This is a genomic window from Collimonas arenae (assembly GCF_001584165.1).
In the GTDB taxonomy this organism is placed as follows: Bacteria; Pseudomonadota; Gammaproteobacteria; order Burkholderiales; family Burkholderiaceae_D; genus Collimonas; species Collimonas arenae.
In genome coordinates, this window is record NZ_CP013233.1 from 3,507,720 (window position 1) to 3,531,717 (window position 23,998).

General features: G+C 57.0%; 19 protein-coding genes and 2 pseudogenes. 6 read left to right on the forward strand and 15 right to left on the reverse strand.

Annotation, left to right across the window (positions count from 1 at the left end; translation table 11 throughout):
- Positions 1–167: 167 nt before the first annotated feature.
- Both CAter10_RS16110 and CAter10_RS16115 read right to left on the reverse strand, forming a co-directional pair.
- The gene (locus CAter10_RS16110; RefSeq protein ID WP_061534204.1) at positions 168–719 is read right to left on the reverse strand and encodes a hypothetical protein; all 552 of its coding nucleotides are present in this window, start codon (positions 717–719) and stop codon (positions 168–170) included.
- A 70-nt stretch (positions 720–789) separates the two neighbouring features.
- A complete protein-coding gene (locus CAter10_RS16115) occupies positions 790–1,002 on the reverse strand; it encodes a CsbD family protein (protein WP_061535404.1) in 213 nt (70 codons plus the stop codon).
- A 335-nt stretch (positions 1,003–1,337) separates the two neighbouring features.
- Between CAter10_RS16115 and CAter10_RS16120 the strand changes: the two genes are divergently transcribed.
- Positions 1,338–2,954, forward strand: a complete 1,617-nt coding sequence (locus CAter10_RS16120; RefSeq protein WP_061534205.1) for an FMN-binding glutamate synthase family protein — start codon at positions 1,338–1,340, stop codon at positions 2,952–2,954.
- A 51-nt stretch (positions 2,955–3,005) separates the two neighbouring features.
- Here CAter10_RS16120 and maiA read toward each other — a convergent pair whose 3' ends face one another.
- From maiA to CAter10_RS16160, 9 genes are all read right to left on the reverse strand, one after another.
- Positions 3,006–3,671 (reverse strand): maleylacetoacetate isomerase, encoded by a 666-nt coding sequence (gene maiA, locus CAter10_RS16125; protein WP_061534206.1) that lies wholly within the window; start codon positions 3,669–3,671, stop codon positions 3,006–3,008.
- A gap of 17 nt (positions 3,672–3,688) precedes the next feature.
- The gene (locus CAter10_RS16130) at positions 3,689–4,315 is read right to left on the reverse strand and encodes a fumarylacetoacetate hydrolase family protein (protein WP_335340164.1); all 627 of its coding nucleotides are present in this window, start codon (positions 4,313–4,315) and stop codon (positions 3,689–3,691) included.
- A gap of 121 nt (positions 4,316–4,436) precedes the next feature.
- Positions 4,437–5,621 (reverse strand): pyridoxal phosphate-dependent aminotransferase, encoded by a 1,185-nt coding sequence (locus tag CAter10_RS16135; protein WP_061534208.1) that lies wholly within the window; start codon positions 5,619–5,621, stop codon positions 4,437–4,439.
- 135 nt (positions 5,622–5,756) lie between these two features.
- The gene (gene nusB, locus CAter10_RS16140; protein ID WP_061534209.1) at positions 5,757–6,227 is read right to left on the reverse strand and encodes a transcription antitermination factor NusB; all 471 of its coding nucleotides are present in this window, start codon (positions 6,225–6,227) and stop codon (positions 5,757–5,759) included.
- A gap of 162 nt (positions 6,228–6,389) precedes the next feature.
- A complete protein-coding gene (ribH, locus tag CAter10_RS16145; protein WP_061534210.1) occupies positions 6,390–6,875 on the reverse strand; it encodes a 6,7-dimethyl-8-ribityllumazine synthase in 486 nt (161 codons plus the stop codon).
- 87 nt (positions 6,876–6,962) lie between these two features.
- Positions 6,963–8,075 (reverse strand): bifunctional 3,4-dihydroxy-2-butanone-4-phosphate synthase/GTP cyclohydrolase II, encoded by a 1,113-nt coding sequence (gene ribBA / locus CAter10_RS16150; RefSeq protein WP_061534211.1) that lies wholly within the window; start codon positions 8,073–8,075, stop codon positions 6,963–6,965.
- 258 nt (positions 8,076–8,333) lie between these two features.
- On the reverse strand, positions 8,334–9,344 hold the full coding sequence (dusA, locus tag CAter10_RS16155) for a tRNA dihydrouridine(20/20a) synthase DusA (protein ID WP_061534212.1): 1,011 nt from the start codon (positions 9,342–9,344) through the stop codon (positions 8,334–8,336).
- A 406-nt stretch (positions 9,345–9,750) separates the two neighbouring features.
- Positions 9,751–10,107 carry an energy transducer TonB gene (locus CAter10_RS24605; protein ID WP_082797957.1) on the reverse strand — a complete coding sequence of 119 codons (357 nt, stop codon included), beginning with the start codon at positions 10,105–10,107 and terminating at the stop codon, positions 9,751–9,753.
- A 104-nt stretch (positions 10,108–10,211) separates the two neighbouring features.
- Positions 10,212–10,754 (reverse strand): hypothetical protein, encoded by a 543-nt coding sequence (locus CAter10_RS16160; protein WP_061534213.1) that lies wholly within the window; start codon positions 10,752–10,754, stop codon positions 10,212–10,214.
- Positions 10,755–11,073: 319 nt separating this feature from the next.
- On the opposite strand from CAter10_RS16160, the gene CAter10_RS16165 reads away from it, so the two are divergent.
- The gene (locus tag CAter10_RS16165) at positions 11,074–11,943 is read left to right on the forward strand and encodes a hypothetical protein (protein ID WP_128083105.1); all 870 of its coding nucleotides are present in this window, start codon (positions 11,074–11,076) and stop codon (positions 11,941–11,943) included.
- A 150-nt stretch (positions 11,944–12,093) separates the two neighbouring features.
- On the opposite strand, the gene garD is transcribed toward CAter10_RS16165, so the two are convergent.
- Both garD and CAter10_RS16175 read right to left on the reverse strand, forming a co-directional pair.
- Entirely contained in the window at positions 12,094–13,689 is a 1,596-nt protein-coding gene (garD, locus tag CAter10_RS16170; RefSeq protein ID WP_061534215.1) for a galactarate dehydratase, read from the reverse strand.
- Positions 13,686–15,022 (reverse strand): annotated as a pseudogene (locus CAter10_RS16175) (MFS transporter). Before CAter10_RS16175 ends, garD begins: the two are co-directional and overlap by 4 nt.
- 312 nt (positions 15,023–15,334) lie before the next feature.
- On the opposite strand from CAter10_RS16175, the gene CAter10_RS16180 reads away from it, so the two are divergent.
- The 4 genes from CAter10_RS16180 to aptA all read left to right on the forward strand — a co-directional run bounded on the left by CAter10_RS16180 (position 15,335) and on the right by aptA (position 20,607).
- Positions 15,335–16,093 carry a FadR/GntR family transcriptional regulator gene (locus tag CAter10_RS16180; RefSeq protein ID WP_061534216.1) on the forward strand — a complete coding sequence of 253 codons (759 nt, stop codon included), beginning with the start codon at positions 15,335–15,337 and terminating at the stop codon, positions 16,091–16,093.
- A gap of 309 nt (positions 16,094–16,402) precedes the next feature.
- Positions 16,403–17,314, forward strand: coding sequence for a 5-dehydro-4-deoxyglucarate dehydratase (kdgD, locus tag CAter10_RS16185; RefSeq protein ID WP_061534217.1), 912 nt, complete (start codon positions 16,403–16,405; stop codon positions 17,312–17,314).
- A 116-nt stretch (positions 17,315–17,430) separates the two neighbouring features.
- The gene (locus CAter10_RS16190; RefSeq protein ID WP_061534218.1) at positions 17,431–19,008 is read left to right on the forward strand and encodes an aldehyde dehydrogenase (NADP(+)); all 1,578 of its coding nucleotides are present in this window, start codon (positions 17,431–17,433) and stop codon (positions 19,006–19,008) included.
- A gap of 249 nt (positions 19,009–19,257) precedes the next feature.
- Positions 19,258–20,607 carry an omega-aminotransferase AptA gene (gene aptA, locus CAter10_RS16195; protein WP_061534219.1) on the forward strand — a complete coding sequence of 450 codons (1,350 nt, stop codon included), beginning with the start codon at positions 19,258–19,260 and terminating at the stop codon, positions 20,605–20,607.
- A 345-nt stretch (positions 20,608–20,952) separates the two neighbouring features.
- Here aptA and typA read toward each other — a convergent pair.
- Positions 20,953–22,787: pseudogene (gene typA, locus CAter10_RS16200) on the reverse strand (translational GTPase TypA).
- 251 nt (positions 22,788–23,038) lie between these two features.
- Positions 23,039–23,998 carry a tRNA pseudouridine(55) synthase TruB gene (gene truB, locus CAter10_RS16205; RefSeq protein WP_061534220.1) on the reverse strand — a complete coding sequence of 320 codons (960 nt, stop codon included), beginning with the start codon at positions 23,996–23,998 and terminating at the stop codon, positions 23,039–23,041.

Here is a 23,998-nt window from a genome sequence, read left to right on the forward strand (position 1 = left end):
GTATTTCGGCCCCGTCGTCACCGACTTCGTCGCGTCAAGTTGCAAGAACCTGGCCGAATTCCAATTTCATGACGTCCAGTGTGCCGTTGACGGGCAGCGTTGTAAAGAACGATTAAACTCAGGCAGAAATGCCGGCCGCAACCATTGGCCGCAATTATTTGTCACACTTACTGACCGCGTTCGCTCTCAGCGGCCGTAACGCATGCCTCTTTGGAGGGGCCGGCCAGGCTATCGCACTTGGCGAGCGCAACCTTGTACCGCTCCTCCGCCCGCTCATCACGCACTGCAGCTTTGCTCTGCGACATTTCCTGTTTGGCACGCGCATCGGTTACCGCATTGGCTTCGTCTGCCTTGGCTTTCTTGACGCATACATCCTTGACATTACCTGCCAATGCATTGCATTTTTCCCGGGCGACAGCATAATCGGCCTCGGCTTCTTCCTTGCGCGCGCTCGCCAACGCCTTTGGTGTTTTCTTGTACGCCGCCTTGGCATCCTGCGTCGCGTGTTCACGTGTAGCCTTGGCTTGTTCGACGCATACATCCTTGCCGTTCCCGCTCAGCCCATCGCATTTTGCCAGGTCGGCCTTGTAAGTGGCCTCAGCTGCGTCTTCCACGGCCTTGTAAGTCGCCTTGGCATCGTTTGCGGCCAGCGCCAGCGAGGCGCCGGTGAAACTTGCTGTGCTGATCAGCATAGCAACAATAATTTTTTTGATCGTCATCCGATTGCTCCTTTTCTGTATTAGCGAACGTCGCGTGAAAACGGCCACGCCATCGAGCGCGGCCCGCGCCTTAGAATCGGTGATCCCTGTTGCGCTCTTCAAATTCACGGATCTGCCTTTCGGCGTCTTCCTTGCTCACGCCATAGGCCTCCTGCACGCTGCCGATCAACTGGTCGCGCTTGCCCGCGATCTGGTCGAGCTTGTCGTCGGTAAGCTTGCCCCATTGCTGTTTCACGTTACCCTTAAACTGCTTCCAGTTACCTTGGATGATGTCCCAGTTCATTGCTTGCTCCTTCACGGTTTTGAATATCTCGACAATTCTTGCCAAGAACGGTATGGCAGCGGCACCGATTTGCGAGACCTGGATGATGATTGATGCCGGCCCCGTCAATTCGCCATCGCCGCCGTATTTGCATCGGTGCATCAATACTAACCAGCGCCGGCCATGGGCCGCTATAGGACAGCTGCCGCTTGGCTTGTAGGACAACCGGAAACGGCGACCGACACACGTCTTGCCATCCATGTGTAAAATTGCCAGCTTGTCACTGCGCAGCGGTCCCCGCGCGCAATAGCCTTTGCATTAAGCCCTAGCCTTCACACGTTTTAAAGGAATGAATGATGAGAGTCAGCCGTTATCTGAGCTTCTGGGGAGTGCTGTTACTGACTGTGGTTCTTGCCACCTGCGCTGCGGCTGGAAAAATGGCCTGGTGGTGGACAGTGGTTCCCGGCTTGCTGACCGCGCTGGGCATCTGGGACATGAACCAGCGCAGTCACGCGATCCTGCGCAACTATCCGCTGATGGGACATTTCCGCTTCCTGTTCGAGATGATCCGGCCAGAGATGCGCCAGTATTTTTTCGAAAGTGACAATGACGGCGCACCGTTCACCCGCAAGGAACGCAGCCTGGTCTATCAGCGTGCCAAAGGAGAGGTCGACAGCCGGCCGTTCGGCACCGAGCTTGACGTCAAATTGCGCGGCTACGAATGGGTCGGCCATTCACTGTCGCCGACCATCATCGCCAGCCACGATTTCCGCGTTACCGTCGGCGCCGAACGTACGCAGCCGTATTCGATGTCCGTCTTCAACGTGTCGGCGATGAGCTTTGGCGCACTGTCGGCCAACGCCATCCGTGCATTGAATCACGGCGCAAAAAAAGGCGGTTTCGCACACGATACCGGCGAGGGTTCGATCTCACCATATCATCGTGAATTCGGCGGCGATCTGCTGTGGCAGATCGCTTCCGGCTACTTCGGTTGCCGCAACGGCGACGGCAGTTTCAACGAAGATAAATTCGTGGCGCAGGCAACCTCGCCGCAGGTCAAGATGATTACCGTCAAGCTGTCGCAAGGCGCCAAACCGGGCCATGGCGGAGTACTTCCGGCGGCCAAGATCACGCCGGAAATATCCGCTACGCGCGGCGTACCGATGGGCGTCGACTGCATCTCGCCCGCTACCCATTCCTCATTTACGAACCCGATCGGCCTGCTCGAATTCATCCAGAAACTGCGCACCTTGTCTGGCGACAAGCCGGTCGGTTTCAAGCTTTGCGTCGGCCATCCGTGGGAGTTTTTCGGCATCGTCAAAGCCATGCTGCAGACCGGCATCCTGCCCGACTTCATCGTCGTGGACGGTTCCGAAGGCGGCACCGGCGCGGCGCCGCTGGAGTTCGTCGATCACGTCGGCATGCCGTTGCAGGAAGGCTTGCTGCTGGTGCATAACACCCTGGTCGGCGCCGGGCTGCGCGACCGTATCAAGATCGGCGCCAGCGGCAAGGTGATCACCGCCTTCGACCTGGCGCGCACGCTGGCGATCGGCGCAGACTGGTGCAACTCGGCGCGCGGCTTCATGTTTTCGCTGGGTTGCATCCAGTCGCAAAGTTGCCATACCGACCGTTGCCCGACCGGTGTGGCGACTCAGGACGTCGGTCGACAGAAGGCGCTGGTGGTGCCGGACAAAGCCGAGCGCGTGTACCGTTTCCATGAAAGCACCTTGCATGCGTTGCAGGAGCTGGTGCAGGCTGCAGGCTTGCCGCACGCTTCAGCACTGCGCGCCCACCATATCGTGCGCCGCACGTCCGACCATGAAGTCAAATTGATGTCGGATTTGCTGCACTATCTAAAACCGGGCGATCTGCTGAACCAGAATTATCGCTATCCGGTCTTCGAAAAATACTGGCCAATCTCGCGCGCCGAGAGTTTCCATCCGGCGGAGCCGATCGCGGTGAGCATCCAATAAAAAAAGCCAGGGTTGTTCAAGACCCTGGCTTTTTTATTTGGAATACCTTACTCAGGCTTCCGCATCCGGCTGATTTTGCGGCGCAGCATTGACGAAGGCTTCCAGCTGCTGACAGTTTTCGTAGATCCGCATCAAGGTCGGCATCGCGGACAAATCGCATTTCAAGCGCTGCGCATTGAATATCTGCGGCACCAGGCAGCAATCGGCCAATGTCGGCGTATCGCCGTAGCAAAATTTTCCAGGCCGCTTGTCGCGGGCCAACGTTACTTCCAGTGCTGCCAGGCCACTCTCGCACCAATGACGATACCAGGCGTTCTTGGCATTCTCGTCAACCTTCAGCTCATGCACCAGATAACGCAACACGCGCAAATTGTTGAGCGGGTGCGTATCGCAGGCAATCGCGAGCGCGACGCCGCGCACGAAAGCACGATCCAAAGGCGTCGAAGGCAACAACGCAGGTGTCGGATGAATTTCCTCCAGGTACTCGATCATCGCCAACGATTGCGTCAGTACATGTGGGCCATCGGCGCCGTCGGCATCCTCGACAAGCGTCGGCACCAGACCGTCGCTATTCAGAGTTCGGTACAACTGGCTCAATTGTTCACCGCCGTGCTTCAGCAAATGCACCGGCACGATGTCGTACGGGATACCCTTCAGGTTCAGCGCAATCCGCACGCGATACGAAGCGGAGCTCCGGAAATAGCTATACAGTTTCATCGATTTTTACTCGAATACTAAACCAGGCGCACCCGCAAATCGCCGACACCCGCCACCGAACCCTCCAGCAGATCGCCCTTTACCACCGCGCCAACACCAGCGGGGGTGCCGGTAAAGATCAGGTCGCCGGCCTGCAGTTCGAAATAGGCAGACAGCTGCTCAATGGTTTCAGCGATATTCCAGATCATCTGCTTGATATCCCCGCGCTGGCGCAATGCACCATTGACGTTTAGATGAATATCGCCCTGCTCGATGACGCCGGTGGTGCTCACAGGATGGATCGGCGAGATTGGCGCGGAAAAGTCAAAGCCCTTGCCGGTACACCATGGGCGGCCCAGCTTCTTGGCTTCGCCCTGCAGATCGCGGCGCGTCATATCCAGGCCGACGGCATAGCCCCAGATATGCTTGACGGCTTCGGCAGCAGGAATATTCTTGCCACCGGTACCAAGCGCCACCACCAGCTCGATTTCGTGATGCAGATCCTGCGTCATCGATGGATACGGCATCTCGCCGATACTGCCATGCGCGACCGGCAGCACCGCATCGGCCGGCTTCATGAAGAAGAACGGCGCTTCGCGGCCGCTACTGCCCATTTCCTTGGCGTGCTCGGCATAGTTGCGGCCAACGCAATAGATACGATGCACTGGAAACAATTGATCGTTACCATCGACAGGTACTGCCGCTACGGCTTTTGGGGAAAAGCGAAGTTCATGAAAGCTCCTTTTTCAATACCACCGGCATGCCGGCATGGGGACAATATCCTGCTTAATTCTTGCCTAGGTAGTTACCGAGACGGCGCACCGCTTCCTGCAGATTTTCCATCGAGGTCGCGTACGACAGGCGGATGTAATGCTGCGCGGTGTGTGCGCCGAAATCCAGACCGGACACCATGCTGACGCCAACCCGATTCAGGATGTCCTTGACCAGGCTGTCGGCATCGCCGCCATCCTTGAGCAGATCGCTGCAATCGGCATATACATAGAAAGCGCCGTCGGGAATCACCGGCACCTTGAAGCCGAGCGCAATCAACGCCGGCACCAGGTAATCGCGGCGCCGTTTGAATTCGTCCTTGCGCGCCTCATACAAGGCCAGCGAGTCTTTTTCAAAGCAAGCCAACGCGGCGTGCTGCGCAATCGACGATGGACAGATGAACAGGTTTTGCGCCAGTTTTTCGATAGGCGGCACCAACGCTTCCGGCAGTACCAGCCAGCCGAGACGCCAGCCGGTCATGTTGAAGTATTTGGAAAAACTGTTGATGACGATGATGTCGTCGCCCAGCGACAGCGCCGAAAACGGTTCGGCATCGTAGCTGAGGCCTTGATAGATTTCGTCGACGATGGAAAAGCCGCCCTTGTCGCGCACGGTGGCAATGATCTTGGCCAGTTCGCTGTGCAGGATCGAGGTGCCGGTCGGGTTCGACGGCGAGGCCAGCAGCACGCCTCGCGTGTGCTCGCCCCAATGCTCGCGCACCATGTCATCGGACAATTGGAAACGCTCGGCCGGACCGCTGGCAATCATCTTGGCCTGGCCGTCGAAGGCAGCGACAAAGTGACGATTGCAAGGATAGGAAGGATCAGGCATCAGTACTTCGCTGCCCTTCTCCACCAGCGCCGCACAAGCCAGCAGCAAGGCAGCCGAAGCGCCCGCGGTGACGACGATGCGCTCGGGTGCGATGTCGAGGCCGAACACTTGCCGATAATGCGCCGAAATCGCTGCGCGCAGCGCCGGCAAGCCGGTGGCGGAGGTGTATTGCATCTTACCGTCGGCCATGGCCTTGGCGGCTGCTTCGATGACCAGCGGCGCTGCGGTGAAATCAGGTTCGCCGATACCCATGTGGATGATATGGTGGCCTTCGCGCTCCAGCGCCGCAGCCATTTTTGCCAGCTCCATCACATGGAACGGAGCGATGTTGTCGAGACGTGAAGCCAAGTGCAGGTGCGAGAATGTCATGAATACTTTTCCGAATGGCGCGGCGTCTCAGTCACCAAGCTGACACAAGACTAACGCCGCACCTGAAACACGAAGCCTGTATCGATTCGCAGGCGCAACGAAGCAACCGCTTCGTCACCTGTATTATTTACCGATTCAGGGTTTCTTGCCGGCGTCGATTTCGGTCGCGCGCGCCTTGGCCGCAAACTTGTCCAGCACGCCGTTCACATACTTGTGGCCGTCGATGCCGCCGAACGATTTGGTCAGCTCAACCGCTTCGTTGATGACAACGCGATATGGGATTTCGACGTGGTTTTGCAGCTCGAAAGCGCCGATCAGCAACACTGCGTGTTCCACCGGCGACAGCTCGCTGATCTTACGGTCGATCAACGGCGCCAGGCCGGCTCGCAATGTAGCTGCATCCTTGATCGCGCCGTACAGCAGCGAGTTGAAATGCTCGGCATCGGCCTTGTCGAAGCCATGCGCCTGGCGGATGTTTTCGCTGATCGCGGTCACGTCTTCGTTGTTCAAGAGCCATTGATACAGGCCCTGCAACGCGAATTCGCGCGCGCGGTGACGTGGCGTGCGGCTCTTGCTCGGATTGGCGTGCAAAGTTTTATTGGTCATAATTTTTCCAGCTTGTAGTAAAGCTTATCGATAAAGCTCATTGGTCATTCCAAGGCCAGCCTTGCGGCCGGCCTGCAACTCTTCTTGTACATCGGCCCAGTTATCGATGACTGCAGGGCGCCATTCACTGACGACGAACAAGCAGCCATCGTTCGGACGATTTTATTCTTCGCTGGTGGCTTCTGCCAACTCTTCCAGCGCGATCGACAGATTGGCCATCTCGACCGCTACGCGCGCAGCATCGGTGCCCTTCTCTTCCATGCGGGCTTCGGCTTGCTCGTCGTTCTCCGTGGTCAGCACCGCATTGGCGATCGGGATCCCCGCATCCAGGCCGACGCGTGTGATGCCGGCGCCGGATTCGTTCGAGACCAGTTCAAAGTGATAGGTCTCGCCGCGAATCACCGCGCCAATGGCGATCAGTGCATCGAACTGCATGGTTTCAGCCATCTTTTGCAGCGCCAACGGGATTTCCAATGCGCCCGGAACAGTGACGTGCAGGATGTCTTCATCGGCCACACCCAGATGCTTCAACTCAGCCAGACAGGCCGACATCAACCCGTGGCATACATCTTCGTTGAAGCGGGCTTGCACAATACCGATGCGCAAATCTGCACCATCCAGATTGGTTTCGTAAATTCCGACTGTCATGGTTTTCCTCTTTATACGCACCAGGCGCTTATCTACTAATTGATTTACAAAAAACGTTCAAACATTCCAGCTACTGCACTCTACAACTCAGGCGTTCGGCTTGTTTTGATATCCGGTAATTTCCAGGTCATAGCCCGTCATCGAAGGCATCTTACGCGGGCTGGCCAGCAGCTTCATCTTGCCGACGCCGAGATCCTTGAGGATCTGTGCGCCGATGCCGTAGGTCCGCAGGTCAACCCGCGGCGCCGGCGGTTTGACGCCGCTGCATGCCGCTTCCAGCGCCGCGAACTTGGCGAAAATCTGGTCCGCCGATTCCTCACAGTTCAGCAGCACCACCACGCCACACGGCGAAGCGGCAATCGCCGCCAGCGCCGAGGCCATGTTCCAGGAATGGTTGGTCGCTTCGGTTTCCAGCAGATCCAGGATCGATACCGGCTGATGCACCCGCACCAGCGTTTCCACATCCGGCGACGGTGTGCCGTGCAACAGCGCCAGATGCGCGCCGCCGCTTGGCGTATCGCGATAGGCGATGGTCTTGAAGGTGCCCTGCGCGGTATGCGTGGTGCGCTCGGCGAGCCGCTCAACGATGCTTTCGTGCTGGCCGCGATAATGGATCAGGTCAGCAATCGTGCCTACCTTCAAGCCGTGTTCCTTGGAGAATTCCAGCAAGTCCGGCAGGCGCGCCATGGTGCCGTCTTCCTTGAGGATTTCGCAAATCACGGCAGCCGGCGTCAGGCCCGCCATTTCGGTCAGGTCGCAACCGGCTTCGGTATGGCCGGCGCGCATCAGCACGCCGCCCTTGCGCGCCTTGATCGGGAAAATATGGCCAGGCTGGACGATATCGCCAGCCTTGGCGTCCGCCGCTACCGCAACCTGGATGGTGCGCGCGCGGTCGGCAGCAGAAATGCCGGTCGTCACGCCTTCGGCGGCTTCGATCGAGACGGTGAAATTGGTACCGTAGGCGGTGCCGTTACGGCTGGTCATCATGCCCAGGTTGAGCTGGTCGCAACGCTCTTCGGTCAAGGTCAGGCAGACCAGCCCGCGCGCATGGCGAACCATGAAATTGATCGCCTCAGGCGTCACAAAATCGGCGGCCAGGACCAGGTCGCCTTCGTTTTCACGATCTTCTTCATCCACCAAAATAACCATGCGCCCGGCACGGAGTTCGGCAATGATTTCTTCTGTAGTTGCAATTGACATGCTTAGCCTTGAATTCGCCTTGAAGATAACCGGCCCGCAAGCCGCCTTGTGAGCGGTCTGCGGCCAGCTGGTATTCGCTATAAATCGCGCTGAATTGATAATAGTTCATGGCCTGCGGGCCGCTGCATGGCGGCACTGGCAAGCCAAAATAAACCCGAGGTGGCTATTTTAAAGGATTTAGCAGACTGAAAATGTTTTACGGACACTACTTTGCCGTACTTTCGCCTGAACAACCGATCTACAACGCTCCCGACTCGCTCAAGCTGCCATTGATTGCATTTTAGACAATGCATCCACCAGCAAAATCGGATCGCCCAACGCCAGCCTTTTCGAATCCGACAGCGCCTGCCGGAACGATTTGGCTCCCGGCATGCCGGCCATCAGGCCCAGCATGTGGCGCGTGATGCTGTTGAGGCGCAAACCGTTGCCATCGCGGCCGTACAGGGCCAGTTGCTCCCGGATGTAAGGCAGCATGGCCTCGATCACCTCGGCGCGCGTCTTCGGCACTGCATCGGCATCGCCGAAATAGCGCGCGTCGAAATCGGCCATCAGGTAAGGGTTGTGATAAGCCTCACGCCCCAGCATCACGCCGTCGACGTGTTGCAAATGCGCATCGATTTCAGCGGTGGTCTTGATGGCGCCGTTGATGATGATTTCCAGCTCCGGGAAATCGCGCGCCAGCCGGTAGGCATACTCATACTTCAGCGGCGGGATTTCGCGGTTTTCCTTCGGGCTCAAGCCCTTCAGGATCGCATTGCGCGCATGGACGATGAACGTCTGGCAACCCGCTTCCGCCACGGTGCCGACAAAATCGCGGACAAACTCATAGGACTCCGTCTTGTCGATGCCAATCCGGTGCTTGACGGTGACATCGATAGACACCGCATCCCGCATCGCCTTGACGCAATCCGCCACCAGTGCCGACTCCGCCATCAGGCAAGCGCCAAAAGCGCCCTTCTGCACGCGCTCGGACGGACAGCCGCAATTCAGGTTGATCTCGTCGTAACCCCATTCTTCACCCAGCTTGGCGCTCTTGGCCAGATCAGCTGGCTCGCTACCGCCCAACTGCAAGGCAACCGGATGCTCGACCTTGTCGAAGTTGAGATGGCGCGGCACATCCCCATGCAACAACGCCCCGGTTGTCACCATTTCGGTGTACAGCCAGGTGTGATGGGTGATTTGACGGTGGAACACGCGGCAATGCCTATCGGTCCAGTCCATCATCGGCGCAACAGATATGCGCCGCTTCTTGTAATTACTTGATTTCATTGAGATAAACGACTGTTTTCCGGCATCTTGGTGATGCAAATTATGCGCTGTATTGCTCAGCTTTGTGATTATTTATACAACACCATTGAATCCGATTTGCATCAAGGAACATGGCATGTGTCACAAAACGAGGCGCATCTTGATTCGCGCAAATTCGGCGAAAAGGACGTCAGTTTATCATCAAGTCATTTCTGACTAAGGGAAAGCCGCTGGAATGAACTCGAAAAATCGATGCAAGATCGATACGTTGAATCGTCAAGGTGGGTAACCGTCTCGGCGTTAAGCATCGGGTTAATAGAGCGCCACCCTGAAGTAATTTGGGTTACTGGTGAGACATGAAGTGCGTCATTGCAAGACTTGACCCCGTTTTTTCCATTTTTTTGCTCCTCCCCCGCATCCACCACCTCTACTCGGTACGCCAGATAAATTTCATCCTAGTCCACGAATCCACAGCTATACCATCCACACTTGCAGGCGTGAAATCACATTGACTAAATGCGCTAGTAGTTGCTGAATCCAATAAGGGATGACCACTAGATGACTCAAGTCTTGTCTCAAGTACGCGCCCTTCTTTTGATACATGCAAACTGACGACCACAGCTCCAGTCTCATTTGCAGCCAACGATGGTTTTGGATACTCGGGCTTCTGGCATGAAGATAAATTTACCTTAGGTATTGTCGTTGTCTCGCCACCCATTGGGACGCTATAAGCCGGAGAGAACAAGCACGCAATGATTGAAGCCGTAATTATTTTCAGGCGCATAGAATTTTCAAGAGAGAGAGAGTAAAAATTGAATCGGTTTCTCGTTCGGTAGAAATAACACCGTGCAAAGTTAGCTACACGTCTAAATCAAATCACATAGGCAACTACGGCTTTATTTCTACTACCTGATTCACTGGCACGAAGTCAGAGTCCTTCTTAGCTAGCACAGCAGACAGCGACACAACGCTACCCACTGGCAGAACTACGGTGGCCATGTCATCAAACTCGGCATTGGGTAGGAACATATAGCTCAAAGCGTCTGTCGGCATAAAGTCGATCTTGGCAATTAACTCGCCTTTGTCGATGTCCATCTCCTTACCTGCTTTCACTTCCGGCAGCTTGCGAACCGTCAAATCATAGCTATCATGCTCATTCTGTATGAATTCAATTGTTGAGTTCCGAGGGTTCTTAGATTTCACATGCACAACCAACAGTCGCAAGTCGTCTTTGTACGGTAGCACCTCAGTGGTCATACTGAGATTCACCATCCACCCGTTGTTACCGCCTAAATCAAACTGATACCACGCCCAATAGCCAGCAGTTCCGATTGCGGCTATTGATGCAAGCTTTAGAAGCAACTCGACTAAAGGAGTTATACGAGCAACAACGCCCACTTTAGGCACGGCTTGTTTAAAGTGATTTGGCATATTTCACAAAACTGGCTATCTCAAATAATTACTACTGACAGGGCGGTATTAAAAAAATACCAGTCGATAAATTGCTTGTTAAACGGTAGTGAAAAAATCGATTATTGACTCAATCTCGCCCAGATTTGTATCAAAAAAGAAATAGGGTCAAGTCTTGCAATGACATACATCATGCCTCGCCGGCAACCCGCATTACGTCCAATAGCGATCCATTAATCCGATAGGGTAATGTCAAGAGGGTTCCATTGCTGCTGCAGGCAACTTCTCGAACCGGTTCGTAATGATCGCGTACATTATGAACCTCGCTAGGGAAAGAAAGATGAAAAAAGCAAATCTCCTCATTTCGATTGCCACCCTTTTGGGCGCAACTTTATTACCTGTAAGTGCGATTGCAGAAAACACTCCTCCGGTAAGTATTACAGCTTGGGGAATGCATCGCGGCGGCGTAGTGATATACAAATATCAGATAAAAAACGCCGGTACCAATCCGATCAAGACATTCACAATCGGATTCAACCCTGCCGATACCAGCGTCAACGGCGGAGCTGAATTGGCTACGATGCCAAACTCGAAAAACAAATCGTTCTGGCTCTCTCCCGATGTCGCAACCAGTCCAACCGGATGGGGCGTGGCCTTTAAATTTCCCGACGAGAGTCCTAAATTCTTGCTGGAATGGTCCGAAGGAAACTATGAAGCCAAATTGCGTCCAGGAGCGTCACAAGTGCAAGGAGCGCCAGTTGTCGCCAATCCGGCAAACGACATTCCGCCTGGCGCTAGCTGGGACGGCTTCTCGGTCAATTTGGAAAAGGCAGATTTCAGCTATGTAACCGGACACGCTCTCGTACTATATGGCAACGACACCCTTTCAATTCCAATCAAGAAAGGTGACACTACCCCACCTAAATTGACAGTCTCCATTGGTCAAGTTTCTAAAATCGATGCTGCCAGTTCCGTGCTGAATATCAATGTCGCGACAAGCGACAGCTACGATCCTTCTCCAGAAGTTGCCCTGGTCTCTGTCACCGCAAACCAAGCGCTCAATCCCGGTGATGTTATTGCAGCAATCGGCAAGGACACGCGCCAAATTACTGTCAGCAATGCGCCTGGCAGAATCTACGAAATCAGGTACGCAGCAATTGACGCGTCAGGCAACAAGACGACGCAAAGTGTTTCATATCAAATGCAATGACAAAGCCCGTAGAGATTGGATATGCTTGGGCTTCCAAGCATATCTTCTTATATCCGATCCTCTTTTCGTCAACTTGACTTCCGGCCGACGACCAGCGAAAAGCATGCGCCGGGATGTAACCCGGAATACATTCTTTATGCCGTCGGAAGATCAGGTAATCGGCGCCGGATTGAACAGCGTCAGTGCGTTATGCAATTTGTGATGCTCGGCCCAGGTTTTCTTGCGACCGCTGGCGACATCCAGCATCAAACGGAACAACTCCCAGCCAACATCTTCGATACTGGCTTCACCGCTGGCGATACGGCCGGCGTTGACGTCCATCAGGTCATGCCAGCGCCGCGCCAGGTCGTTGCGCGTGGCGACCTTGATGACCGGCACTGCTGCCAGTCCGTATGGCGTGCCGCGGCCGGTCGTGAACACGTGCAGGTTCATGCCGGCTGCCAGTTGCAAGGTTCCGCAGACGAAATCGCTGGCCGGCGTGGCAGCGTAGATCAAGCCTTTTTGCTTGACCTTGTCGCCAGGAGACAGCACGCCGGAAATGGCGCTGCTGCCGGATTTGACGATCGAGCCCATGGCTTTTTCGACGATGTTGGCCAGGCCGCCCTTTTTATTTCCAGGCGTGGTGTTAGCGCTGCGATCGACGCCGCCGCGGGTCAGGTAATCGTCATACCAGGCCATCTCGCGGATCATGGCTTGCGCCACGTCAGCGTTGACGGCGCGCGACGTTAGTTGGTCGATACCGTCGCGCACTTCGGTGGTTTCAGAAAACATTACGGTCGCGCCGGCGCGCACCAGTAGGTCGGTGGCGTAACCGACGGCCGGATTGGCCGTCACGCCGGAGAATGCATCGCTGCCGCCGCATTGAACACCGACAGTCAGTTCCGACGCCGGACAGGTTTCGCGGCGACGCTTGTTCAGTTCGGCCAGTTGCTCTTCTGCAGTAGACATGATCGACACAATCATCGACTCGAAGCCGACGTGTTCGGCATCCTGCAAGCACACCACACGCAAGCCATCTTCCTTGCCACCGGTGCTTTGAATCGGGATCGAACCTTGCGGGAACATGCGGCCCGGTTGCAGTTTTTCGCAACCGAGGCTGACCACCATGGCCTGGCCGCCGAAGTTGGGATTCATGCTGATGTTGCGCAAGGTGCGGATCGGAATCTCGGCGCCCGGTGCATCGATCGCCACACCACATCCATAGGCGTGTTCGAGGCCGATCACATCATCGACGTGTGGGTACTTGGGCAGCAACTCGGCCTTGATGCGCTTTACCGCATGTTCGACCACCCCGGACACACATTGCACCGTGGTGCTGATCGCCAAAATATTGCGGGTGCCGACGGTGCCGTCGGCATTGCGATAACCTTCGAAGGTGTAACCCTCCAGCGGCGCTGCTGCTGCCGGAACGTGTGTTGAAATCGGCAGGTTGGTCAATTCGCGCGCCGGCGGCATCCGCACCAGCGACTCCTCGATCCAGCTTCCCTGCAGGATCGGCCGTTGCGCATAGCCGATCACCACGCCGTAGCGCACGATGGCTTCGCCTTCGGTCAGATCGCGCAGCGCAAGTTTATGGCCTTGGGGCACCCTGTCGCGTAGCACCAGTCCGCAGGGAAAAATCGAACCGGCCGGCAAGCCGCCGTCATTGGCGACGATGGCGACGTTATCCTGCTCCTGCATGCGAATGTACAGCGGCGCATTACTGCCCGCCGCCAACTTGCCTGCGGCTGGTGTTGCCTCGATCATGATTCCACTCCTGATAATTTCTTGTATGGCTGTCCTGCATCGTCCAATGGCTTGAGTTCGACGCGCTTGATGTCTTTCACTATCACCAGGTAGCTGATCACAGCCAGCAGTGCATTGGCGCCGACGTACACCAGCGCCCATTGGAAGGACCCGGTTTCCTTGATGATATAGCCGATCACGATCGGCGCTGTAATGCCGGCAATGTTGCCAAACATGTTGAACAGGCTGCCGGTAAGACCGATGATTTCTTTCGGCGAGGTATCCGCCACCACCGCCCAACCAATGCGCCGACGCCCTTGCCGAAGAAGGCCAGCGCCATGATGCCGACCACCAGCCATTGGGTATCGACGTAATTGCACAGGATCATGGTGGTCGACAGCAGCAGGCCGGCGACGATCGGAATCTTTCGGACCAAGTCAGCGAGACACCTCTCTTGATCAAGCGATCCGAGATCATGCCGCCCAGCACGCCACCGAGGAAGCCACAAATCGCCGGCAGCGAGGCCACGATGCCGGCTTTCAGGATCGACATGCCGCGTTCCTGCACCAGGTAAATCGGGAACCAGGTCAGGAAGAAATACGTGATGGTGTTGATGCAGTATTGGCCGAGATAAACACCTGCCAGCATGCGGTTGCACAGGAGCTGCTTGAGATAACCGAGCTTGACGCCGCGATTGACCTGGCTACCCTTGCCGGCGGCAATGCCCTGGTCCATCTCGACCAGGCCGCCACCGTCGCGGATATGCGCCAGTTCCGCCGGGCTGATGCGCGGGTGGTCTTTTGGATTATGCATCACCCGCATCCAGATCATGCTGAGCACCAAGCCGGCGACGCCATCACGACAAACGTTTCCGACCAGCCGTAGGCATGCGTGATCCAGGCCATCAAGGGCGCAAACAGCACGGTGGCGAAATATTGGGCGGAATTGAAAATTGCCGAAGCGGTGCCACGTTCGGCGGTGGGGAACCAGGCGGCGACGATGCGGCCATTGGCGGGAAAGAAGGCGCTTCGGCCAGTCCGACCATGAAACGCAACATGAATAATGCGGGAACGGCCCACAACACGCCGAGAAAATGCACGCCGCCTTGCAGCAGGGTGAACAGTGACCAGATGAAGATGCTTGCGGCGTAGACCCGTTTCGAACCGAAGCGGTCCAACAGCCAGCCGCCGGGCAATTGGCCCAGCACGTAAGCCCAACTGAAAGCCGAGAAGATGAATCCCATGGTGACCGCGTCGAAGCCCAACTCGCTCTTCATTGCAGTACCTGCAATGGATAAGATGGCGCGATCGGCGTAATTAAAGGTGGTCACCATGAACAGCATGAACAGGATCATGTAACGCACCCTGCCGCCGTGAGCCTGTGTCGGCGCACCCGTTTTGTCGATATTCAACTACGTCTCCTGTCTTTGCCAGAGCCGACGCTCGCAGGCAGCGGCGCCAAAGCACCGCAAGTTCCTGCTGCCTGGGTCCCGCACCGCATAAGGTACGAGGCCGAGCCAGGCTATTACAAGGCGCCGTTCTTATTGTTATAGATGCTTGGCTTACGCCAAACTCTTGCTATGTTATCAGTCATCCTACAACTTGAATCGTAGTATAATCAGCGAAAAATAATTTGGCAACTGGTTTACCTTTCCGCGGCCCCATCCATGAACACACCGCTCACTCCTCACCTTGCTCCGAGCGCCCCACGCAAAAAACACCGCAACCTGGCGCAGAGCGTGGTCGCCAATATTGCCGAAAGCATCCGTGGCGGCAGCATCAAGCCCGGCGACAAATTGCCGACCGAATCCGAATTGATGCGCACGCAAGGCGTCAGCCGCACCGTAATCCGCGAAGCCATTTCGCATCTGCAGGCCTCGGGCCTGGTGGAAACCCGGCACGGCATCGGCACTTTCGTACTGGCCGCGAGCAGCCCCAGCAATTTCGACATCGATCCGGAAACAGTGATCACCATGCGCGACATCCTGGCCATCCTGGAGTTGCGCATCAGCCTCGAAGCCGAAGCCGCCGGACTGGCTGCGGCGCGGCGCACCGATGCGCAACTGGAGCAGATGCGGACGGCGTTGGACGCCTTCCAGAAGAGCGCACACGAGCGCGGCGACTCGGTTGCGGCCGATGTACAGTTCCATCTGCACATCGCACAAGCCACCGGCAACCGCTATTTTGTCGACATCCTGAGCCACCTCGGCACCACCATCATTCCGCGCACCCGGATCAACTCCGCCCGGCTCGCACACGATGATCCGGCCGCCTATCTCGATCGCGTGCATCGCGAACATGAAGATATTTACAATGCGATCCTGCGCCAGGATCCAGAGACTGCACGAGCAGCGATGCGCACTCACCTGAGCAACAGCCGCGAACGCTTGCGCAAGGTTCAGGACAGCATGGTGATTGCCTCATAAGCAAGCCATGGCAACCCGTAGCACTTCATAACAACCCAACAATGATGACTCTTCTGGCCCGGCCGGCAGAGTCATCAAAGCAGGCAGGCCGCCCTCGCCGCTGAGTGGCATTTCGCAATATCCTGTGCCACCCCCCCCGCTTTTACTCCCACCCTCCGCCCACATCCGCTCGATAACAACATTTTCAGGCTTGCGCACCGCAAATCTTTGTTGTACGATGACTGATAACTTACTCGCCCGGACATCAACGCACTCGTGCGCAACAATGGTGTTCAGTTATCAACCGCAGCACTACACAATACCGAGACCATGAACTATCAAGACCTCAAACAGACTCTTTCCTCCGGCCTGCTGTCCTTTCCAATCACCGACTTCGATGCGCAAGGCAATTTCCGCCCCAGCACCTACGCAAGCCGGCTTGAGTGGCTGGCTCCTTACGGTGCGAGCGCCCTGTTTGTGGCGGGCGGCACAGGCGAATTCTTTTCGCTGACGCCATCTGAATATTCCGACGTGGTGCGCCTGGCAGTCGAAACCTGCCGCGGCAAGGTGCCGATCCTGGCCGGTGCCGGTGGCCCGACCCGCACAGCCATCGCTTTTGCACAAGAAGCAGAACGCCTGGGCGCGCACGGTATCCTGCTGATGCCGCATTACCTGACAGAAGCGTCGCAGGACGGCCTGGTGGCACACGTCGAAGCCGTCTGCAAATCGGTCAAATTCGGCGTCGTGGTGTACAACCGCGGCATCTGCCGCCTGAATGCCGATTCGATGGAGCTGCTGGCGGCGCGCTGCCCTAACCTGATCGGGTTCAAGGATGGTATCGGCGACATCGAACTGATGGTATCGATCCGCCGCCGCCTCGGCGACCGCTTGACCTATCTGGGCGGCTTGCCAACTGCAGAGCTGTTTGCTGCTCCTTACAAGGCGCTTGGCGTACCGGTCTACTCTTCGGCGGTATTCAACTTCATGCCGAAACTGGCAATCGATTTCTACAATGCGGTCAAGAACGACGACCACGCCACTACTGGCCGCCTGATCGACGACTTCTTCCTGCCTTACCTGGCAATCCGCAACAAGAAGGCCGGCTATGCCGTCAGCATCGTCAAGGCCGGTGCAACCATCGTCGGCCATGACGGCGGTCCGGTGCGCACGCCATTGATCGATCTCAACGCCGAAGAATGCGAACAACTGAAAGCACTGATCCTGGCCCAAGGGCCACAATAAGCGCGACAGGACGGCTGGCTCCACGCTACCCGTCCAGGCGCAGCTAAACGTTACAAGGCGGCCGGCATCATGCCTTGCCGCCTATATTGCGTTCATCCACAGTTACAAGGAAAAACATGAATATCACAGGTGAAATGCTCATTGGCCAATCGGCTGTACGCGGTACGGAAGGCACGTTACGCGCGATCAACCCTGCCACCAATGCAAAGATCGGCCCAGATTTCGGCGCCGGCGGCGCATCTGAAGTCGCGCGCGCCTGCATCCTCGCGCAGCAGGCTTTCGACACTTACCGCGAAACCACACCGGAACAGCGCGCGCAGTTTTTGGAAGAAATAGCGAACGGCATCCTGGCGCTCGGACCGGCGCTAATTGAACGCGCCACGCAAGAATCCGGCCTGCCGACGGCGCGCCTGGAAGGCGAACGCGGCCGCACCGTCGGCCAGTTACGCCTGTTCGCCAGCGTGGTGCGCAGCGGGCAGTATCTGAGCGCCACCCTTGATTCGGCATTGCCTGAACGGACTCCGCCGCGTGCCGATCTGCGCTTGCGCAAGATCGCTATCGGCCCGGTTGCCGTCTTTGGCGCCAGTAATTTTCCACTGGCGTTCTCTGTTGCTGGCGGCGATACCGCCGCCGCATTGGCTGCCGGCTGCCCGGTAGTGGTCAAGACGCACAACGCTCATCCCGGCACTTCGGAACTGGTAGGCCGCGTGATCCAGCAAGCTGTCGCCGCGTGCAAACTGCCGGAAGGGGTGTTCTCCCTGATCATAGGCACCGGCAATGAGGTCGGCCAGGCGTTGGTCAGCCATCCGGCGATCAAGGCGGTCGGCTTTACCGGCTCACGCCAAGGCGGCCTGGCGCTCATGCGCGCCGCCGCGCAAAGACGCGAACCGATTCCGGTGTACGCCGAAATGAGCAGCATTAATCCGATGTTCCTGCTGCCCCACGCACTGGCCGCACGGGCCACCCAAATCGGCAGTGCATTCATCGATTCACTGACCATGGGCGTCGGACAGTTCTGCACCAATCCAGGTCTGGTGATTGGCTTGGCTGGCGAACATCTGGTGCAATTCCAGGAAGCGGCACAAAAAGCGCTGCAAGCCAAGGCGGCCGGCACCATGCTGACACCTGGCATTCACAGCGCCTATGTCGATGGCGTCGAGCGCATGGGCAAGATTGCCGGAGTCGATACGCTCGCCCATGGTCTGGCGGCAAGTGCGCCATGTGCGGCGCAGGCGGTATTGTTCAGCACCGACGCAGCGACTTTCCTGGCAACCGAACAGCTGGAAGATGAGATATTCGGCCCTAGCTCACTGATCGTTGCTTGCCGCAACGAAGATGAAATGCGCGCCGTCGCAGAACACCTGGCTGGCCAATTGACCGCCACGCTGCAGCTCGACAGCGACGATCACGCGTTGGCCAGGAAGTTGCTGCCGACGCTGGAACGCAAAGCCGGACGCATCCTGGTGAACGGCTATCCGACTGGGGTGGAAGTGTCCCATGCGATGGTGCATGGCGGCCCGTTCCCGGCAACTTCAGACAGCCGCAGCACCTCGGTCGGTGCCAGTGCGATTGACCGCTTCGTGCGCCCTGTGTGCTATCAGGACATCCCGACCGGGCTGCTGCCGACCGCATTACAGGACGACAATCCGTTGAATCTGGCGCGCACAGTGAATGGCGAGTTGCTACTGGGATAATCGGACAGTAAGAAGCGGCAACATGTAAAGCGCCCTTGTTGCGCAAGGCCACTTTCAGGCATGCCCGAAAGCGGGTGATTACGGTCCGACCACGCCACTTTGCAGGTTCGCGCAGTGCAAAGTGGCTCTATCAGAACCGGGATAAACGTACTAACATCAATAACAAGGATCTGGAATCAGTCACGCACAGGCCAGCAACCGGCCCAGAATATTTCGCTAACGATCACTGAAGATCAGCAAGGAGATGTCATGCCCACACCCCTGAATACCGATCATTTCTGGATGCCGTTTACCGCCAACCGTCAGTTCAAAAGCAAGCCGCGCATGCTGGTTTCGGCCTCAGGCATGTATTACACGACAGATGACGACCGCCAGATTCTCGATGGCACCGCTGGCCTTTGGTGTACCAATGCCGGCCACTGCCATCCAAAAATCGTCGAGGCGATCCAGAAACAGGCCGCGATCATGGACTTTGCGCCGGTGTTCCAGATGGGCCATCCTTTGGCGTTCGAAGCGGCCAGCGCGCTGGTGTCGATTGCGCCGGAAGGCTTGAACCGGGTGTTCTTCTGCAACGACGGATCGGAGTCGGTCGATACCGCGCTGAAAATCGCACTGGCATACCATCGCGTACGCGGCGACGGCCTGCGCACCCGCCTGATCGGCCGTGAGCGCGGTTACCACGGGGTCGGCTTCGGCGGCATCGCAGTGGGCGGCATCGCCGGCAATCGCAAACATTTCGGCCCGACATTGGCCGGCGTCGATCACTTGCGACATCCGCTCGATATCGCGCGCAATGCGTTTTCACACGGCCTGCCGGAACACGGCGCCGAGATAGCCGATGAATTCGAACAACGACTGCTGGCGCTGCACGACCCGGCTACAGTGGCGGCGCTGATCGTCGAGCCGATCCAGGGCTCTACCGGCGTGATCCTCCCGCCCAAGGGTTATCTGCAAAAGCTGCGCGCCATCTGCGACAAGTACGGCATCCTGCTGATTTTCGACGAAGTGATCACTGGCTTCGGCCGGCTAGGCGCACCATTTGCGGCCGATTATTTCGGCGTGGTGCCAGACATGATCTGCTGTGCCAAAGGCCTCACCAACGCCACGGTGCCAATGGGTGCCGTGATCGTGCGACAAGATATCCATGACGCCTTCATGAGCGCCGCCGGCGAAAATGCCATCGAATTCTTCCACGGCTACACCTACACCGCGCACCCGCTGGCAGCCGCGGCCGCCGTGGCGACCATCGATGTCTACAAGAGCGAGAATCTGTTCGACCGGGCGGCAAGCATGGCGCCTTACTTTGAGCAGGCGGCACACGGCTTGAAGGGTTTGCCCTACGTGAAAGACGTGCGCAACCTGGGCCTGGTGTGTGGGATTGAACTGGAACCGATTGTCGGCAAACCAGGCGCGCGCGCCTTCGACGTGTTCCTGAAATGTTTCTGGGAAAAAGGCGTGTTGATCCGCACTACCGGAGACATCATTGCACTATCGCCGCCGTTAATTATTGAACCGGGGCAAATCGATCGGTTGTTTACCGCAATCGGCGAGGTGCTAAAAGCTCAGCATGTAACCAGCCCGACCGTAAGCAGCACCTAGGATGTGTAAAAGCAAAGTTGAAATGTCTACTTTGTTAAGTATGCATCTTGAGTAACACCCGTCATTCCCGCGAACACGGGAATCCACGTTGCGCAAAATGGATCCCCGCGTTCGCGGGGATGACGCAGGTGGTAGCGTTTTCTGAATCGCCAAATAGGACGTGGAACCAGCACCGCCGCCCGCCCCGCAATTTAGATTTCAAATGATCGACTTTCTCCGCGAAGCCATGGGTGCATGCCATCGCCGTTCTCGCAAATAAAAAACCCGCCGATGCGTGCTCTGAACAAGGGCACACATCGGCGGGTTCTTAGTGGACGGGCCCTAGAGCCCGGTTCACTTGACAGCTTACGCTTCGCGCGAAGCCTTTTTACGCTCGTGCTCTTTCAGGAAGCGCTTGCGCAGACGGATGCTCTTCGGTGTGACTTCGACCAGCTCGTCATCGTCGATGAATTCAACCGCGTATTCCAACGACATCTCGATTGGCGGAACCAGGCGCACCGCTTCGTCGGTACCCGACGAACGAACGTTGGTCAATTGCTTGCCCTTGATCGGATTAACCACCAGATCGTTGTCACGCGAGTGGATACCGATGATCATGCCTTCATACACTGGGTCGTTGTGGCTGACGAACATGCGGCCGCGATCCTGCAGTTTCCAGATGGCGTAGGCAACGGCTGCGCCGTCATCTTGCGAGATCAGCACGCCGTTGCGACGACCGCCCAGTTCACCCTTGGAGGTATCGACCGGTGCGTATTCATCGAACACGTGGCTCATCAGGCCGGTGCCGCGAGTCAAGGTCATGAATTCGCCCTGGAAGCCGATCAGACCGCGTGCAGGAATACGGTACTCGAGACGCACACGTCCCTTGCCGTCCGGTTCCATGTTTTGCAGATCGCCACGACGACGACCCAGTTCTTCCATCACGCCGCCCTGGTTGGTTTCTTCGACGTCGACGGTCAGGTTTTCGTATGGCTCATGACGCACGCCATCGACCATCTTGAACACCACGCGCGGACGGGAAACCGCCAACTCATAGCCTTCGCGGCGCATGTTTTCGATCAGGATGGTCAGGTGCAATTCGCCACGGCCCGACACTTCGTAGGTCGAATCGTCGTTTTCAGCTTGTACTACGCGCAACGCCATGTTGGCCTTCAGTTCGCGGTCCAGACGGTCCTTGATCTGACGGGTGGTCACGAACTTGCCTTCGCGGCCAGCCAGCGGCGAGTTGTTCACCATGAAGTTCATGGTCAGGGTCGGCTCGTCAACCTTCAGCATCGGCAGGCCTTCCGGATGGTCCGGTGCGCAGATGGTGGAACCGATACTGATTTCTTCAATTCCGTTGATCAGCACGATGTCGCCAGCCAGTGCTTCGTCAACCAGCACGCGATCCAGGCCACGGAAAGTCAGCACCTGGTTGATACGCGCCTTGGTTGGCTTGTCTTCCGGACCATTCATCCAGACTACGTCTTGCAGGGCTTTGACTTTACCGCGCAGGATACGGCCAACGCCGATCTTGCCGACGTAGGAAGAGTACTCCAGCGAAGTGATTTGCAGTTGCAGCGGGCCGTTAGGATCATCTTCACGCGCTGGAACGTGTTCCAGGATAGCGTCGAACAATGGTTCCATGTTGCCTTCGCGGACGGTGTCTTCCAGACCTGCATAGCCTTTGAAGCCCGATGCGTAGATGATCGGGAAATCCAGTTGTTCGTCGGTTGCGCCGAGTTTGTCGAACAGTTCGAAAGTCGCGTTCACAGCCTTTTGCGGGTCTGCGTTTTCGCGGTCGATCTTGTTCACAACAACGATCGGCTTCAAGCCCAGCGCCAGCGCTTTACGCGTGACGAAACGCGTTTGCGGCATCGGGCCTTCTTGCGCATCGACCAGCAGCAGAACACTGTCAACCATCGACAGTACGCGTTCCACTTCGCCACCGAAGTCGGCGTGGCCGGGGTATCAACGATGTTGATGTGCGTGCCCTTGTATTCGACTGCGCAGTTCTTCGACAGAATCGTGATGCCACGTTCTTTTTCAATTTCGTTCGAATCCATCACGCGTGCATCGACGTGCTGGTTGTCACGGAAGGTGCCCGATTGACGCAGCAATTGGTCAACCAGAGTGGTCTTGCCGTGGTCAACGTGGGCAATGATGGCAATGTTGCGGATGGCGCGAGGTGTGTTTGACATGGTCAGTTTGGAGATTGGAGAACTTAGTAAGTGCGCAGACATAAATGCGCAGGATATTTATTGCTGAATATTTATAACTACATATGCGGCCAAAAATGCTCGCTCAGACACTGCACAGAAGCACGACAGATGTAGCGGAATTTGGGAGGCCGCGCATTATAGCATGACGCGCTGCACTACTTTATGAAAAGCCTTGTATTTTCAAAGGGTTGCTGTCTCAAGCAAGGCACAAATTGTTACTTAAATCACATTTATGTCTGCTGTGCCGTCGCAATCAGGCGTTCCGGCGCCAGAACCCCGTACTCATGCAACTGGGCAGTGCCCAGCAACTGGCGAGATGATGCATCGACAACATCGCCAGGCTGCAGATATACGCGGACCCGCCCTGCCGTTGTCGGCAGCGTCACGCCCTCTTTCGCCAAGGTAAGGCGCTGGCCCTGCAAAAACCGCTTGGCCAAGGCTTCCGGCAGCACCACTTCAGGAAACGACGACAGCAAGTTGTCCACCGGCGCCAGCAAAGCTGCCCGTTCGGCCTCATCTGTCGCAATCAGTTGATCCAGGGTAACGCAGCCATCCAGCGTCAGGTGCCCAACCTGGACTCGCCGCAATTCCTGCAGATGGGCGCCACAGCCCAGTACGGCGCCGATGTCCTCCCCCAGTACGCGAATGTAGGTGCCTTTGCTGCAGGTCACCCGCAGGCGCAGGAATGGCGCTTGGTAATCGAGGAACTCCAGCGTGTGGATCGTCACATCGCGCGCCTCGCGTTCCAGAGTGATGCCGGCCCGCGCGTATTCGTACAGCGGTTTGCCGTCGCGTTTCAGCGCCGAATACATCGGCGGCACCTGCTTGATCGGACCGCGGAACTGCGCCAAAGCCTGGTCGATCTGCTCACGGCTGATGTTGACTTCCTTACTCTCCAGAATCTCACCTTCGGTATCGCCTGTGGTGGTCGTCACACCAAGATGGATCAGGGTTTCATAGGTCTTGTCGGCATCCAGTAAATCCTGGGCGAACTTGGTCGCCTCGCCAAAGCACAGCGGCAGCACGCCGGTCGCAAAAGGATCGAGGGTGCCAGTGTGGCCGGCCTTCTGTGCATTCAACAAGCGCTTGGCCTTGATCAGGGCGTCATTGCTGGAAAAACCGACAGGCTTATCCAGCAGCAATACGCCATTCAGCGGAACACGGATTCGTTTGGGCGCAGTGGATGCCAT